Source organism: Polaromonas sp. P3_A5 (assembly GCF_056403055.1).
Genome location: NZ_JBFUGF010000001.1, coordinates 3,549,186 through 3,564,689, shown reverse-complemented (window position 1 = coordinate 3,564,689; position 15,504 = coordinate 3,549,186). Strand labels below are relative to the sequence as shown.

At 61.6% G+C, this 15,504-nt stretch carries 12 protein-coding genes; 11 read left to right on the top strand and 1 reads right to left on the bottom strand.

The genetic code is table 11. The features are described from left to right. Positions 1 to 114: 114 nt before the first annotated feature. Complete coding sequence (gene ugpB, locus AC1DU8_RS17040; RefSeq protein ID WP_457279661.1) at positions 115 to 1,428, bottom strand: sn-glycerol-3-phosphate ABC transporter substrate-binding protein UgpB; 1,314 nt, start codon at positions 1,426 to 1,428, stop codon at positions 115 to 117. 220 nt (positions 1,429 to 1,648) lie between these two features. Here ugpB and AC1DU8_RS17035 point away from each other — a divergent pair, with 220 nt between their 5' ends. The 11 genes from AC1DU8_RS17035 to clsB all read left to right on the top strand — a co-directional run bounded on the left by AC1DU8_RS17035 (position 1,649) and on the right by clsB (position 15,377). Beyond that, the gene (locus tag AC1DU8_RS17035; RefSeq protein WP_477727017.1) at positions 1,649 to 5,581 is read left to right on the top strand and encodes a DUF3683 domain-containing protein; all 3,933 of its coding nucleotides are present in this window, start codon (positions 1,649 to 1,651) and stop codon (positions 5,579 to 5,581) included. Between the two features lie 101 nt (positions 5,582 to 5,682). Further along, entirely contained in the window at positions 5,683 to 6,096 is a 414-nt protein-coding gene (locus tag AC1DU8_RS17030) for a gamma-butyrobetaine hydroxylase family protein (RefSeq protein ID WP_477666073.1), read from the top strand. Positions 6,097 to 6,253: 157 nt separating this feature from the next. Further along, positions 6,254 to 6,985, top strand: coding sequence for a bifunctional demethylmenaquinone methyltransferase/2-methoxy-6-polyprenyl-1,4-benzoquinol methylase UbiE (gene ubiE, locus AC1DU8_RS17025; protein ID WP_477666074.1), 732 nt, complete (start codon positions 6,254 to 6,256; stop codon positions 6,983 to 6,985). Between the two features lie 39 nt (positions 6,986 to 7,024). Further along, positions 7,025 to 8,014, top strand: a complete 990-nt coding sequence (locus tag AC1DU8_RS17020; protein ID WP_477690019.1) for a Tim44 domain-containing protein — start codon at positions 7,025 to 7,027, stop codon at positions 8,012 to 8,014. A 251-nt stretch (positions 8,015 to 8,265) separates the two neighbouring features. After that, entirely contained in the window at positions 8,266 to 8,901 is a 636-nt protein-coding gene (locus AC1DU8_RS17015; RefSeq protein ID WP_477666076.1) for a hypothetical protein, read from the top strand. Then, positions 8,898 to 10,451: a ubiquinone biosynthesis regulatory protein kinase UbiB gene (gene ubiB / locus AC1DU8_RS17010; RefSeq protein WP_457279655.1), complete on the top strand. Its 1,554-nt coding sequence runs from the start codon at positions 8,898 to 8,900 to the stop codon at positions 10,449 to 10,451. The genes AC1DU8_RS17015 and ubiB overlap by 4 nt, the downstream gene beginning before the upstream one ends. Before the next feature lie 126 nt (positions 10,452 to 10,577). After that, positions 10,578 to 10,952, top strand: coding sequence for an FmdB family zinc ribbon protein (locus AC1DU8_RS17005; RefSeq protein WP_457279654.1), 375 nt, complete (start codon positions 10,578 to 10,580; stop codon positions 10,950 to 10,952). After that, positions 10,952 to 11,581, top strand: coding sequence for a DUF502 domain-containing protein (locus tag AC1DU8_RS17000; RefSeq protein ID WP_457279653.1), 630 nt, complete (start codon positions 10,952 to 10,954; stop codon positions 11,579 to 11,581). Before AC1DU8_RS17005 ends, AC1DU8_RS17000 begins: the two co-directional genes overlap by 1 nt. Positions 11,582 to 11,633: 52 nt before the next feature. Further along, positions 11,634 to 13,439 (top strand): aspartate--tRNA ligase, encoded by a 1,806-nt coding sequence (gene aspS / locus AC1DU8_RS16995; RefSeq protein ID WP_457279652.1) that lies wholly within the window; start codon positions 11,634 to 11,636, stop codon positions 13,437 to 13,439. Positions 13,440 to 13,571: 132 nt separating this feature from the next. Next, entirely contained in the window at positions 13,572 to 14,018 is a 447-nt protein-coding gene (gene nudB, locus AC1DU8_RS16990; RefSeq protein WP_477701740.1) for a dihydroneopterin triphosphate diphosphatase, read from the top strand. A gap of 132 nt (positions 14,019 to 14,150) precedes the next feature. Next, positions 14,151 to 15,377, top strand: a complete 1,227-nt coding sequence (clsB, locus tag AC1DU8_RS16985) for a cardiolipin synthase ClsB (RefSeq protein WP_457279650.1) — start codon at positions 14,151 to 14,153, stop codon at positions 15,375 to 15,377. The last annotated feature ends 127 nt before the right edge of the window (positions 15,378 to 15,504 follow it).

Here is a 15,504-nt window from a genome sequence, read left to right as displayed (position 1 = left end):
AAAACTTGTGAGTGCTAAAACATAAAAACCCGCCTGGCCTTCCCCGATGAGGGGGAGAGGGCGCAGCGGGCCGAGTTTAGCCCGCCGTGCGGGCCTGCTCTGTCTCTTGGGCGATCAGCCCTTGTTGGCCTTCTGGAAGCGCTCAAGCTGCTCATTGCCGCGCTTGACGATGGAGCCCAACGCTTCTTTGGCCGTCTTCTTGCCGTTCCAGACCTGCTCGAGTTCTTCGTCCTCGATCGCGCGAATCTGCACATAGTTGCCCAGACGGATGCCGCGGCTCTTGTCCGTGACCTTGCGGATCATTTGCGTCACCGCGACGTCGGTGCCCGGGTTCTGTTTGTAGAAGCCGGACTTTTCGGTCAGGTCGTACGAAGCCATCGTCACAGGCAGGTAACCGGTGCGCTTGTGGCTGGCGGACTGCACTTCAGGCGTCGAGATGAAACTGAAGAATTTGGCCACGCCCTTGTATTCAGCGGGCTTCTTGCCCGACATGACCCAGAGGCTGGCGCCGCCGATCACGGTGTTCTGTGGCGCGCCGGGAACGTCCTGGTAATAGGGCAGCGGGGCCAGGCCGTAAGCGAACTTGGCGTTTTTCGCCACATTGCCGTAAAAGCCCGACGAGGTGTTGATCATGGCGCACTCGCCCGACACGAAGCTGGCTTCCGGTACGTTGCCGCGGCCCTTGTAGATAAAGAGCCCCTGTTTGGCCATGTTGGCCAGATTCTCGATGTGGCGCACGTGCAGCGGCGAATCCACCTTCAGGCGCGCATCCATGCCTTGCAGGCCGTTGGCTTTGGTGGCGAACTCGACGTTGTGCCAGGCCGAGAAACTTTCCACCTGTGTCCAGTTCTGCCAGGCGGTCGTGAAGGGGCATTTGTGACCGGATGCCTTCAGTTTGGCGGCGGCGTTGACGACCTCAGGCCAGGTCACGGGGGCCTTGTCGGTCGGCAGGCCCGCAGCCTTGAACGCGTCCTTGTTGAAATAGAAGATGGTGGTGGAGCTGTTGAACGGGAAGCTCAACATCTGGCCGTTCGGCGCGGTGTAGTAGCCGGCAACAGCGGGTATGTAGGCTTTCGGATCGAACTTTTCCCCGGCGTCCTGCATGATCTTGCCGACCGGGACGATGGCTCCCTTGCTGGCCTGCATCGTGGCGGTGCCCACTTCAAACACCTGAAGGATATGTGGCGCATTGCCGGCGCGGAAGGCCGCGATGGACGCCGTCATGGACTCATCGTACGTGCCCTTGAACGTGGGCACTACCTTGTATTCCTTCTGGCTCTCATTGAATTGCTTGGCCAGGTCATTGACCCATTCGCCGTTGACGGCCGTCATTGAATGCCACCACTGGATCTCGGTCTGGGCCTGGCTGGCCAGCGGCGCGCACAGGCCGAGGGCCGCGAAGGCGAATGCTGAGAGACGGTTTTTCATTAAAACTCCTGGGATTGGACGCGCACCGGGGCGCGCCACGTTAAACGGGACAGTGTAAAAACTGTTTGTGACAAGCGATTTAATCGATTTGCGGGCTTCCCGACAAGCGGGATTTCCATAAGGACACATACGACTTCCATGGCGCCACGGGTAAATGTTGCGCTGCGGTAATATAGGGCAACAGCGCTGGACACGGGTCCGAAGCCGCTGGCTTTTCACGATGAACGCCCCTACTACCCTCCAAGAATTGAACGTCTTTGCCGATGACGCAAAGGCTGGCGAAGCCCGCATTCGCGAGATTCCCTATAACTACACCTCGTTTTCCGATCGGGAGGTGGTCATCCGCCTGCTCGGCGAGCGTGCCTGGGACTTGCTGAACCGCCTGCGCGACGAGCGCCGCACCGGCCGCTCCGCGCGCATGCTGTATGAAGTGCTGGGCGATGTCTGGGTCGTGCAGCGCAACCCCTATTTGCAGGACGACCTGCTGGACAACCCCAAGCGGCGCAAGCTGCTGGTCGACGCCTTGCAGCACCGGCTGACTGAAGTCGAAAAACGCCGCACCCCGGATGCAGATCAACAGCGCGACGCCATTGTGGGCGAACTGCTCGACGCCGCTCGCGGCGCCGTCGCCCGCTTCTACACCTCCTTCAGCGAGATGTACGACCTTCGCCGCCTGACGGAACGCAAGCTGCGCAAGCTGACGCTCAAAGACAACATCAAGTTCGACGGCCTCTCGCGGGTGTCACATGTCACCGATGCGACTGACTGGCGTGTCGAATACCCCTTTGTGGTGCTCACGCCCGACACTGAAGTCGAAATGGCCGGCCTGGTCAAGGCCTGTATCGAGCTTGGCCTGACAATCGTGCCGCGTGGTGGCGGCACCGGCTACACCGGCGGGGCGATTCCGTTGACCTGGAAGTCGGCTGTCATCAATACCGAAAAACTCGAAGCCATGACCGAGGTCGAAATGGTTTCGTTGCCCGGCGTTGACAAGCCAGTGGCTACCGTGTGGACTGAAGCCGGCGTGGTCACCCAGCGTGTGGCCGACGCGGCCGAGCGCGGCGGCTTCGTCTTCGCGGTCGACCCGACCTCTGCCGAAGCCTCCTGCATAGGCGGCAACATCGCGATGAATGCAGGCGGCAAAAAGGCCGTGCTGTGGGGCACCGCACTGGACAACCTCGCTTCCTGGCGGATGGTCACGCCCCAGGCCGAGTGGCTGGAAGTCACGCGCGTGGGCCATAACCTCGGCAAGATCCACGACGCCGAGATGGCCAGCTTCGATCTTCAGTATTTCGAAGCCGACGGCAAAACGCCTATCCGCACCGAGCGGCTGGATATTCCCGGCAAGACTTTCCGCAAGGAAGGCCTGGGCAAAGATGTCACCGACAAATTCCTGAGCGGCTTGCCGGGTATCCAGAAAGAAGGCTGCGACGGTCTCATCACCAGCGCGCGCTGGATCGTGCACCGCATGCCGGCACATACCCGCACGGTTTGCCTCGAATTTTTCGGCAATGCCAAGGACGCGGTGCCCAGCATCGTCGAGATCAAGGATTTCATGTTCGCCGAGCAAAAGCGCGGCGGCGCCATCCTGGCGGGGCTGGAACACCTGGACGACCGCTACCTGAAGGCGGTCGGCTATGCGACCAAATCGAAAAAGCACGGCGGCCTGCCGAAGATGGTGCTCTTTGGCGACATTGCCGGCGACGACGCCGATGTGGTGGCGCGTGCCACCTCGGAAGTTGTGCGCATTGCCAACTCGCGCCACGGCGAAGGTTTTATCGCCATCAGCCCCGACGCCCGCAAGAAATTCTGGCTGGACCGCAAGCGCACCGCCGCGATCTCCAAGCACACCAATGCCTTCAAGATCAATGAAGACGTGGTGATTCCGCTGCCCCGCATGGCCGAATATACCGACGGCATCGAGCAGATCAATATCGAGCTCAGCCTGGCCAACAAGATACGGCTGTGCGACGAGCTGGAGGCTTTTTTCCTCAAGGGCAACCTGCCTTTGGGCAAATCGGACGATGCCAACGATATTCCTTCGGCAGAACTGCTGGAAGACCGTGTGGGCCAGGCGCTGGCGCTGATAGCTGAGGTACGAGCGCTATGGTCCGGCTGGCTGGCGGGTGTAGCGACCTTGTTCCCGCAGTTGCAAGACCATTCGCTGCGCGCCAGCTGGAAAACCGATATCCGGGCCCAGCTTCAGGCGATTTTCTCGGGCGGCGCGTTTTTGCCCATCCTGGAGGAGTGCAATGCCATCCACAAGCGTGTGCTCAAGGGCCGTGTCTGGGCGGCGCTGCACATGCACGCCGGCGACGGTAACGTGCACACCAACCTGCCCGTCAACAGCGACGACTACGAGATGCTGCAGACCGCGCATGTGGCGGTGGCGCGCATCATGGTGCTGGCTCGTTCGCTGGACGGCGTTATCTCCGGGGAACACGGCATTGGCATCACCAAGCTGGAGTTCCTGACTGACGAAGAGCTGCGGCCCTTTACCGAATACAAGCAAAAAGTCGATCCGGAAGGGCGCTTCAACAAAGGCAAGCTGCTACGAAATCAGGAGCTGCTCGCGCAAGAGGGGAGCGGTCTTCAGTCCAAACATGATGCTAAGCCGATCTTGCATGCCGACTTGACCAATGCCTATACCCCCAGCTTCGGCTTGATGGGGCATGAGTCGCTGATCATGCAGCAGTCGGACATCGGCGCCATTGCCGACAGCGTGAAGGATTGCTTGCGTTGCGGCAAGTGCAAACCGGTGTGCGCCACCCATGTGCCGCGCGCTAACCTGCTGTACAGCCCACGCAACAAAATCCTGGCCACCTCGCTGCTGGTGGAGGCTTTCCTTTATGAAGAGCAGACCCGGCGCGGCGTGAGCATCAAGCACTGGGAAGAATTCGAAGACGTGGCCGACCACTGCACCGTGTGCCACAAGTGCCTGACGCCTTGCCCGGTGGACATCGATTTCGGCGAAGTCTCCATGAACATGCGCAACCTGCTGCGCAAGATGGGGCAGAAGTCTTTCCGGCCCGGCAACGCTGCCGCCATGATCTTCCTGAACGCCACCAGCCCGCAGACCATCAAGTTCATGCGCAGCGCCATGGTGGACGTGGGCTTCAAGGCCCAGCGCCTGGCCAACGACCTGATGCGCCGGCTGGCACGCAAGCAGACGGCGCTGCCGCCGGCCACGGTCGGCAAGGCGCCTGTGAAAGAGCAGGTGATCCACTTCATCAACAAGAAGATGCCGGGCGGCCTGCCCAAGAAGACAGCACGTGCGCTGCTGGACATCGAAGACAAGGACTACGTCCCGATCATTCGCAACCCCAAGAGCACCACGTCGGAAACCGAGGCGGTGTTTTATTTCCCCGGCTGCGGCTCCGAGCGCCTTTTCAGCCAGGTGGGCCTGGCGACGCAGGCCATGCTCTGGCATGCGGGGGTGCAAACTGTGCTGCCGCCGGGTTACCTCTGCTGCGGTTATCCGCAGCGCGGCAGCGGCCAGTTCGACAAAGCCGAGAAAATCATCACCGACAACCGGGTGCTGTTCCACCGCGTCGCCAACACGCTGAACTACCTGGATATCAAGACGGTGGTGGTGAGCTGCGGCACCTGCTATGACCAGCTGCAGGGTTACGAATTCGACAAGATATTCCCGGGCTGCCGCATCATCGACATCCACGAATACCTGCTTGAAAAAGGCATCACCCTGCGCACCGACCAGCCCGGCGCTGGCTACCTCTATCACGACCCCTGCCACAGCCCGATGAAGCTGCAGGAGCCAATGAAGACCGTCAAGGCGCTGCTGGGTGACAACGTGCTCAAGAATGACCGCTGCTGCGGTGAGTCGGGCACGCTGGGCGTTACCCGGCCGGACATTTCCACGCAGATCCGTTTTCGCAAGGAAGAAGAGCTGCGCAAGGGCGAAGCCCAGCTTCGCGAGGCGGGTGCCGTTGCCGAGGCGGGAAACGTCAAGATACTCACCAGCTGCCCGAGTTGCCTGCAAGGGCTCTCGCGCTACGGCAACGATCTGCAAAACGGCCTGCTCGAGGCGGATTACATCGTCGTGGAAATGGCCAATCAGATCCTGGGCAAGGAGTGGCTGCCCACGTATGTGGAGGCGGCCAACCACGGTGGCATCGAACGGGTGCTGGTCTAGGGCAATTTCTGGTTTTGATGTCAACGGGCTTATTGCCAGAATGCCGAATCCTCACGAAGGCCTGATGCGTCCGGCCTTTTCTTTTCAGAAAGCGATTTCCCATGGCAGGCCTTCAACCCGGTTCACCCACGCCCACCGCATTGACGGTTCACAGCCAGTCGCGCATTCTTGAAATCGCGTTCTCCGACGGCGCCGAGTTCAGGATTCCGTTTGAACTCATGCGCGTCTATTCGCCCTCGGCAGAGGTGCAGGGCCATGGCCCTGGCCAGGAAATTTTGCAAACCGGCAAACGCGAAGTGAATGTGGTTGAGCTTGAGCCTATTGGCAATTACGCGGTCAAGCCCGTGTTTTCCGATGGCCATGAGAGCGGAATCTTCTCGTGGGACTATCTCTACAAACTGGGCGCCGACCAGGCCCAGTTATGGGACGAGTACCAGAGGCGCCTGCAGGCGGCCGGTGTTGAGCGCGATGCACCCATGGCCGCGCCCGGCGGCCACGGCTGTGCAAGCCACTGATTCCGCGCGAGCGGTGCGCGGCCGCGACGCGGCGGCGAATGGGCATTTCGCGCCACTGTTGTTTTTCCAGCATAAAAGCGGGCAATAAGCCGCAATGCCCCATGTCAGCTCAGGGTTGTCGAGAGCAATTACACCTTTGCCCTCTAGCATTGATGGTATGAGCAGTACCCATTTCGGTTTTGAATCCGTTGACGAGCAAGACAAGGCACGCCGCGTGCGCGGGGTGTTTGACTCCGTGGCGCCCAAGTACGACGTGATGAACGACCTGATGTCGATGGGGCTGCATCGGGCGTGGAAGGCCTACACGGTGCTGGTGGCCAACGTTAAAGAGGGCTACCAGGTGCTGGACATCGCCGGCGGCACGGGCGACCTGGCGCTGGCCTTTGCCCCCAAGGTGGGCAGCACGGGCCGTGTGGTGCATACCGATATCAACGAGGCGATGCTCCGCGAAGGCCGGAACCGCCTGCTGGATGCTGGTGTCAGCTTGCCCACCCTGGTGTGCGACGCCGAACATCTGCCGTTTCCCGATGCGAGCTTCGACGTGGTGACGGTCGCCTTCGGGCTGCGCAACATGACGCACAAGGAAGATGCGCTGCGCGAGATGAACCGCGTGCTCAAGCCCGGTGGCAAGCTACTGGTGCTGGAGTTCTCCAAAGTCGCCAAGCCGCTGGAAAAGATTTACGACTGGTATTCCTTCAAGGTGTTGCCGCGGTTGGGCAAGCTGGTGGCCAATGACGATTCAAGCTACCAGTACCTCGCCGAATCAATTCGCATGCACCCCGGCCAGGACGAACTGAAAGCCCTTATGCATAAAAGTGGTTTCGGCCATGTGGACTATCACAACATGACAGGCGGAGTTGTGGCATTGCATGTTGGAATCAAGTGTTGAAAAGTCAAACGGCCTCAAAACCGTGATCAAGGAGACGATATGAAAATCTGGTCGGCAATTTTTTCCGCAGCGCTTGCGTTAACCCTGACTTTGGGGGGAGCGCCTGCTGACGCCAAACGACTGGGCGGTGGTTCGTCATTTGGCAAGCAGTCGTCCAACGTGACCAAGCGTGAGGCGGCGCCTGGTGGCGCCAATGCCGCCAAACCGGCGGCCCCTGCGGCAACGCCGGCGCCTGTTGCGCCCAAAAAGCCCTGGGGCGCCATGCTGGGCGGCCTGGCCGCAGGTCTGGGCCTGGCCTGGCTGGCTTCATCGCTGGGCCTGGGCGGCGCCTTCGGCCAGATCATCATGTTTGCCTTGCTGGCGCTGGTGGTCATGCTGGTGATCGGCTTCATCATGCGCAAATTCAAGGGCGGAGCGGCTGGTGCGCAAGGCTCTGCGGCCGGGCAGGCGCCTTTTGCCTTCCAGGGTGCGGGCAACGCCACCACCCCCAAGAACTACAGCCCTGAGAACGTCGGCAACGATGCATCCGCGCGCCCCTGGGAACGCAGCAGCATGGCTTTTGATGCCAACAAATACGATGCGGCAGCGCCCGCAGGCGGTTCCATGATCGGCTCGGCCTTGCTGGGTGCGCAGTCCTGGGGCGTTCCGGCCGGTTTTGACGCCGAAGGCTTCCTCAAGGCCAGCAAGGCCAACTTCGTCACGCTGCAGGATGCCTGGGATCGCTCCGACATCCAGAACCTGCGCGCCATGATGACGGACGACATGCTCGAGCAGATCAAGACCCAGCTCGCCGACCGCGAGTCACACACCGGCGGTGTGGTCAACAAGACCGAGGTCGTGATGCTGGATGCGCAATTGCTGGGCATCGAGGAACTGAGCGATGTCTACATGGCCAGCGTGGAGTTTTCCGGCATGATCCGCGAAGACGCCTCCGCAGGCGCCAGCCCCTTCCGCGAAGTCTGGAACATGACCAAGCCACGCAGCGGCGGCAGCGGCTGGCTGGTCGCCGGCGTACAAGCTCTCCAATAACCCCCGTCCAGGCTCACTTCTTGTAGCCTGTTCCCCCCTTTCAGGGGGCGGCGCCTGCGGCCCGGCAAAGCCGGTTCCGCGGCCCCCGCTGGTGAAATACCTCCAGTGGTAGTGCCCAAAGAATTCTTCAAGCCAGCATGAGCCGCGGTACTGGCTTTGCCGGACCGCAGGCGGGCGGCCCCCTCGGGGGGCAGGGAGCTACACGAAGTGAGCGACCGTGGGGGCCACATTGCTGTCAAAATCGGGAACGTATGAATACCACGACGTCCCCATTTTCTTTTCTGGAATCCATTGCCACCCGCTTTCAGCCGCCCGCCTGGGTGGTGGATGAGGGGCAGCAACGGCTGGTGCTCTTCCTGAACCATGTCCTGATGCAGGAAAAGCAGGCGCAGGACCGTCTGCTGCGGCAAAAGGGGCGCGTGGTGCATCTGCGCTGGGGCCTGTTTGCGATTGACCTGGTGGTGACACCCGCGGGCCTGGTGGACCGGGCCCAGCCCGCTGCCAAGCCGGACCTGTTGCTGGCTGTGGCTACTGAATCGCCGCTGACCGTGATGCAGTCTGTGCTGGCCGGCAAGCCGCCGCCGGTGAAAATTGAGGGTGATGTGCAGCTGGCCGCCGAACTGGGCTGGCTGGCTGAAAACCTGCGCTGGGATGCCGAAGAGGACCTTTCCCGGCTGATCGGTGATGCTCCTGCGCATGCAGTGGCCGATGCCGGGCGGCGAATCTTTGCCGGGCTCAAGCAATTTTTGGCAAGTACACCTCTTGCGTCGGTTCCTCCTTCGTCCGCGGCAGCAACCTCCGGCGCCCAACCTTCTGAAACGGCGCCCAAGGCGGGTCCTTCTGCGGCAGGCGGCGATGCCGAGCCAGTGAAAGCACCTGCTGCATGAGTCGCCTCTTCAGAGGTGTTTTTATTGTCTGGACCGTGCTCCGGTTTGGCCTGGATGAGCTGGTGCTCTCCAGTTTCGAACGTCCCTGGATCCGTTTGCTGACCCGCATCGTCTCGCTGGGCCGCAACCTGAAGGCGCCGCGTGGCGAGCGCCTGCGCGAAGCGCTTGAAAGCCTGGGCCCCATCTTTGTCAAGTTCGGCCAGGTCATGTCTACCCGGCGCGACCTGCTTCCGCCCGACATCGCCGACGAGCTTGCGCGCCTGCAGGACCGGGTGCCGCCTTTTGAGTCCGCCGTCGCCGTCGCCATCATCGAAAAAGCCTTTGGCCGGCCGCTGGACCGCATCTTTGCCAGCTTCGAACAAATTCCCGTAGCCAGCGCCTCGATTGCCCAGGTGCATTTCGCCACCTTGCCAAATGGCCGCGAAGTGGCCGTCAAGGTGCTGCGGCCCAACATGCTGCCTGCCATTGAGAAAGACCTGGCGCTGATGCACATGATGGCCGGCTGGGTGGAAGGCGCGTCTGCTGATGGTAAACGCCTCAAGCCCCGCGAGGTGGTGGCCGAGTTCGATAAATACCTGCACGACGAGCTGGACCTGCTGCGTGAGGCGGCCAATGCGGCCCAGCTGCGCCGCAACATGCAAAACCTCGACCTGGTGATGATCCCTGAAATGGTCTGGGACTTCTGCATGCCCGACGTCATGGTGATGGAGCGCATGAAAGGCGTTCCGATCAGCCAGGCCCAGCGCCTGCGCGATGCCGGTGTCGACATGAAAAAACTGGCGCGCGACGGCGTCACCATTTTTTTCACCCAGGTGTTCCGCGACGGCTTCTTCCATGCCGACATGCACCCCGGCAATATCCAGGTCAGCCTGGCGCCGGAAACATTCGGTCGCTACATCTCGCTGGATTTCGGCATCGTGGGCACCCTGACCGAGGTCGACAAGGAATACCTCGCACAGAATTTCAGCGCGTTTTTCCAGCGCGACTACAAACGGGTGGCCGAGTTGCACCTGGAATCCGGCTGGGTTCCGCCCGAGACTCGGGTGGACGAGCTGGAAGCCGCCATCCGCGCGTGCTGCGAACCCTACTTCGACCGGCCGCTCAGGGAAATTTCGCTGGGCCTGGTGCTGATGCGGCTGTTTCAGACTTCGCGCCGTTTCCATGTCGAAATCCAGCCCCAGCTGGTGCTGCTGCAAAAGACCCTGTTGAACATCGAGGGCCTGGGCCGCGAGCTGGATCCTGACCTGGACCTTTGGAGCACCGCCAAGCCCTTTCTCGAAAAATGGATGCTCGAACAGGTGGGTCCGGAAAAATTGCTGGCGCAGCTCAAGGCGGAGGCGCCTGCTTATGCCAAGCTGCTCCCCGGTTTGCCGCGCCTGCTGTCCCAGTACCTGAAATCGCCCCCCGGAATCAACCGACGAGAGCTTGAGGAACTGCTGTATGAGCAAAAGCGTACCAACAAGCTGCTGCAAAGCCTGATTTATGGCGGTTTGGGCTTTGTGTTGGGGCTGATTGCCATGCAGGTTGTCCTGCGGGTACGGGTGTTTTAGGGCCGGCCGGGGAAGGTCTCAACGGCCTATAATTGAGGGCTTTGCATCTGGGAGCCTTTTCCAGGCAAATTCCCCGGGATATTCCCGGGAATACCCCGGGGACAGCCCCTCAAAGCCTTAAGCACTATGCCAATCTACGCCTATAAATGCGAGTCCTGTGGGCATGCCAAGGACGTTCTGCAAAAAATCTCCGATGCGCCCCTCTCGGTGTGTCCGCAATGCGGCGAACCCGCGTTCAAAAAGCAGGTCACGGCGGCGGGTTTCCAGCTCAAGGGCTCGGGCTGGTACGTGACGGACTTCCGCGGCGGCAACAGCACGGGTGTGCCAGCACCCAAGACCGACGGCGGCGAAGCCGGCACTGCCAGCGGCAACGGTTCGGACAGCAAGCCGGCCGATTCCGGTGCAGCCGCGCCGGCAAGCACCGCAGCAGCCCCCGCTCCCGCGCCGGCCGCGCCCGCCAAGACTTCGGCCAGCGACTCCTCTTCCAAGACTTCCTCGTGATGGCTTCGATCCGCCGATGGCTTCTGGCCGGACTGTTGGTGCTGGTGCCCCTGGCCATCACGCTGTGGGTGCTCGACTGGATCGTCGGCACGCTGGACCAGACGCTGCTGATTCTTCCCGGCGCCTGGCATCCCGACAAGCTGCTGGGTTTCCATATCCCCGGTTTCGGCGTGTTGCTGACGCTGCTGATCGTGCTGCTGATGGGCGCGGTTGCCAGCAATTTCTTCGGCAAGAAACTGGTCCGCTGGGGCAACTCGTTCCTGAGCCGCATTCCCATCGTCCGATCCATCTATTCCAGCGTAAAGCAGGTCTCCGATACGGTGTTTTCGGAAAACGGCAATGCCTTTCGCAAGGCCTTGCTGGTTCAGTGGCCGCGTGAAGGTGTCTGGACCATCGGCTTTCTGACGGGACTGCCCGGCGGCGATGTGGTCAATCACCTGCAGGGCGATTACCTGAGTGTTTATGTACCCACCACGCCCAATCCCACCGGTGGCTATTTTGTGATGCTGAAAAGAAGCGACTGCATTGAGCTCCAGATGAGCGTCGATGAGGCTTTGACCTACGTGATTTCCATGGGCGTCGTGGTGCCCTCCAAACCTGTACCGCGGCCGCTGACTCCTCCCCTGTAAACCGCGAAAATTGCAACATTGCGCGCGAGGCGCTGAAAGTCCGAGATTTTTTATGGCTATCGTTTCCCAAATGCGTTCGAACTATTGCGGTCTGGTGACCGAGGCCTTGCTGGGCCAAACCGTGAGCCTGTGCGGCTGGGTCAATCGCCGCCGCGACCATGGCGGGGTGATTTTCATCGACCTGCGCGACCGCGAAGGCTATGTCCAGGTGGTCTGCGACCCGGACCGCGCCGACATGTTTAAAACTGCTGAAGGCGTGCGCAACGAATTCTGCGTGCAGGTCAAAGGCGTGGTGCGGGCCCGCCCTGAAGGCACGACCAACGACAACCTCAAAAGCGGCAAGGTCGAGGTGCTGTGCCACGAACTGATCGTGCTGAACCCGAGCGTGACGCCGCCGTTCCAGCTTGACGACGACAACCTGTCGGAGACGACGCGCCTCACGCACCGTGTGCTGGATTTGCGCCGCCCCTACATGCAGAACAACCTGATGCTGCGCTACCGCGTGGCCATGGAAACGCGCAAGTTCCTTGATGCCAACGGCTTCATCGACATCGAAACCCCGATGCTGACCAAGAGCACGCCTGAAGGCGCGCGCGATTACCTGGTGCCCAGCCGTGTCAACGAAGGCATGTTCTTCGCGCTGCCGCAAAGCCCGCAGCTGTTCAAGCAGCTGCTCATGGTGGCGGGCTTTGACCGCTACTACCAGATCACCAAGTGCTTCCGTGACGAAGACCTGCGTGCCGACCGCCAGCCCGAATTCACGCAGATCGATATCGAGACGTCCTTCATGGGCGAGCAGGACATCCGTGACCTGTTTCAGGGCATGATCAGCAACATTTTCAAGACCGTGCTCAACACCGACCTGGGCGAATTCCCGGTGATGGCCTACAGCGAAGCCATGCACCGCTTCGGTTCCGACAAACCTGATTTGCGCGTGAACCTGGAGTTCACGGAACTCACCGAAGTCATGGCGACGGTGGACTTCAAGGTTTTCAGCACGCCTGCCACCACTGCCGGCGGCCGTGTGGTTGCCCTGCGCGTTCCCGGCGGGTCCGAAATGAGCCGCGGCGAGATCGACGGCTACACCGAGTTCGTCAAGATCTACGGTGCCAAGGGCCTGGCCTGGATCAAGGTCAATGACATCACCAAGGGCCGTGACGGCCTGCAAAGCCCCATCGTCAAGAACATCCATGACGCGGCGATTGCGGAAATCCTCAAGCGCACCGGGGCCCAGAACGGCGACATCCTTTTCTTCGGCGCCGACAAGGCCAAAGTCGTCAACGACAGCATTGGCGCGTTGCGCCTCAAAGTCGGTCACAGTGAGTTCGGCAAGAAAACCGGCCTCTTCACCAAAGGCTGGAAGCCGCTGTGGGTGGTTGATTTTCCGATGTTCGAATTTGACGAGGAAGGCCAGCGCTGGAGCGCGGTGCACCACCCGTTCACCGCACCCAAGGACGGACACGAAGACTGGATGGATACCGACCCGGGCCGCTGTATTGCCAAAGCGTATGACATGGTGCTCAATGGCTGGGAGTTGGGCGGCGGTTCGGTCCGTATCCACCAGGCGGACGTGCAGAGCAAGGTGTTCAATGCCCTGAAGATCGGCCCGGAGGAAGCGCAGCAGAAGTTCGGTTTCCTGCTGGACGCATTGCAGTACGGTGCCCCCCCCCACGGCGGCCTGGCCTTCGGTCTGGATCGCATCGTCACCATGATGACGGGCGCCGACTCGATCCGCGACGTGATCGCATTTCCCAAAACCCAGCGCGCGCAGGATCTGCTCACGCACGCGCCCAGCCCCGTCGACGAGAAACAACTGCGCGAACTGCATATTCGCCTGCGCAACCCACAGCCAGTTTAATGTGGCCCCCACGGTCGCTCGCTGCGCGTAGCTTCCTGCCCCCCGAGGGGGCGCTCTTTTCCTTGGGGCGGCCCGGCGGAAAAGCCTGTCGCTCACAAGCAAGCGCACGCATCTGAGTGACGAGGGGGCAGCTTGAAAGCCTTCAAGATCCCCGAATCCGTGCTGGTCGTCATTCACACACCGCAGCTGGACGTGCTGCTGATCGAGCGCGCCGACAACCCGGGCTTCTGGCAGAGCATCACAGGCTCCAAAGATATGGCGGGCGAGCCCTTGCTGCAGACCGCGGTGCGCGAGGTGCTGGAAGAGACCGGCATCGCAGCCGCGCCCGGCCAGTTTCGCGACTGGGGCCTGTCCAACGTCTACGAAATTTATCCAGTCTGGCGCGCCAGGTATGCGCCCGGCATCACCCACAACACCGAACATGTCTTCAGCCTGTGCTTGCCCCAGGCCTGCGATGTAAAGCTCAGCCCCAGGGAGCACACTGCCTGGCAATGGCTGCCGCACTACGCCGCCGCCGACCTGTGTTTTTCCCCTTCAAATGCGGAAGCGGTGCTCCTCCTGCCGAAATTCATGGCTTGAGCCGCGCAGCGCGCAGGCGCAACACTTTGTGAGTTTGGCGTTTCACTGGATTGGCAAACATCGGCCAGTCGGTTCAAATGGAATGGACCTTCCCGCCAACTCTCCACACTTCCAGGGAAAAAGCCGCTGGCCATGTTTCCACTCCACAAGTCCGGTGCGTTGCAGTTGTTGCAGGGCGGCCGGGATTTTTTCCCCGCACTCGTCAAGGCCCTGGACGCGGCGCAGACCTGGATCCAGCTGGAAACCTATATTTTTGATTTCAACGGTGCTGGTGCGGATGTCGCCGAAGCACTGGTTCGCGCGGCCCGGCGCGGCGTAACGGTGCAGGTGCTGGTCGACGGCATAGGCACCGGCCCCCTTCCGGCCGAGTGGCGCGAAAAATTCGCGGCGTCGAAAGTCGACTGGTGCGTGTACTCGCCCCTGGGGACGGGCCTGAGCCGCCTGGGTCTGCTCCTGCCGGAGCGCTGGCGCCGGCTGCACCGCAAGCTCTGCGTGGTCGACCAGCACACGGTGTTTTGCGGCGGCATCAATGTGCTCGATGATTTCTACGATCCCAACCACGGGGAGCTCCAGACTCCGCGCGTCGATTTCGCCGTGGCTGCCACCGGGCCGCTGGCAGAGGAGGCCGCTGATGCCATGGCGCTGCTGTGGTGGCGTGTGCAGGCTGGCTACAGTGCGCGGCAGCGTCACATGGCCGCCGCATGGGAGAACTTCAAGGCAGCGGGCTATGGCGGGCGTACCGGCACCACATCGCTCGCGGCGGGTAACGGGTCTGGCGTTGCCGGCCCCAAGGCAGCGCTGATCCTGCGCGACAACCTGCGTAATCGCAGCAGCATCGAGCGCGCCTACCGCAGGGCCATCGGCAAGGCGCACCGGGAGATCATCATTGCCAACGCCTATTTTCTGCCGGGCGGCAAGCTGCGGCGCGCCCTCATCGGGGCGGCCAAACGCGGCGTGCGTGTCACCTTGCTGCTGCAGGGGCGCTACGAGTACTTCATGCAATACCATGCGGCCCGGCCCGTCTACGGTGCCCTGCTGGAAGCCGGCGTGGAAATCCATGAATACGAGGCCGGTTTCCTGCATGCCAAGGTGGCCGTGGTGGACGGGCATTGGGCCACCGTGGGTTCGTCCAACCTGGATCCCCTGAGCCTGCTGCTGGCCCGCGAGGCCAATGTGGTGGTCGAGGACAAGGCCTTTGCCGAAAGCCTGGCGGGTATTGTGCGCGAGGCCATGGCGAAACAGGGGCGGCGCATGGAGCCGGCCGACCACAGCCATCGCCCCTTTGGCCAGCGGCTGCGAGGCTGGATAGCCTATGCCCTGGTGCGGCTGGCGCTGCTGGTGGCAGGCCAGCGTTATTGATGCGTCTTGTGCCAGCCCGGCCGTCATGCCGTTAGCTATGAATTTGATAGCTGCTTGCGCTCATGAGGAAAGGGCTGGAGGCCAAAAACCTTATCAAATTCCGGACAAGACGGTTTAGGGGCAGGCT